This is a genomic window from Paenibacillus profundus (genome assembly GCF_021369635.1).
Lineage (GTDB): Bacteria > Bacillota > Bacilli > Paenibacillales > Paenibacillaceae > Paenibacillus_B > Paenibacillus_B profundus.
In genome coordinates, this window is record NZ_JAJNBZ010000098.1 from 1 (window position 1) to 748 (window position 748).

Annotated in this window: 1 protein-coding gene; it reads right to left on the reverse strand. The window is 50.3% G+C overall.

Going from position 1 to position 748, the window contains the following annotated elements:
* A partial coding sequence (locus LQV63_RS31235) for an IS4 family transposase (RefSeq protein WP_233699655.1) occupies positions 1 to 662 on the reverse strand: 662 nt, incomplete at its 3' end.
* Positions 663 to 748 lie beyond the last annotated feature (86 nt).

Sequence of the window (748 nt, forward strand, 5' to 3'; positions counted from 1 at the left end):
AGGACATACGACGCGGAAACGCCGGCTTGTATGGCACGGTCCAGCATAGTCGAGATCACTTGCGGGGCAGAGCAAAAGGCTTCCTGGCGGCGCTTGTAGCCATGAGTGCGTTTGTCGATACCTTCCATGATACCGTTAATACCGGACTTCGCGGAACTGAGCAGCGAAAAGTCCATGGGGATAAACGAATGGCCGTCTGACCAGCCCATCGTCAGCATGCGGAATCCCTTATAGAACGCACCCGTCGCATGATCCTTGAAGCGCGCTAGCATCTCGACGGTTTTACTCCGATTACGCTCGAACATGGAGTCATCAAAGATGAATGCCGTCTCACGGCTTTCCGAGGTCAGTTTCTCGATACGCTGCACGGTCTCGCCACTCAGCGACAGTAAGAACCGCCGCCATGCGTACCCGCCATGATTGAGAAACCGGTAAACGGCATCTTTGCCGGGAAACACCTCGCCTTTGTTACTTTCCAGCAGGCGAAACCAGTTCTTCTGGTGAAACAAAAGAACGAATACGAGGCGAAACAAGCAGGCACAGGTGAAACCAAACTTTTTCTTGAACCCCGCGGCATTTAAGTGTTTGAGCACATTCAGTTCTTGAAAAGCCGGTTTGATTTCTCTTGGCAGTTGATCGAAAGACTGCTTTTGTTCTATCATATAGAGGACACCTCTTCTGTATGGTAGTGATTGTTCGACACTCTCACTTTACCAAACGAAGCGGTGTTTTTCTATTTTCGTCAAGT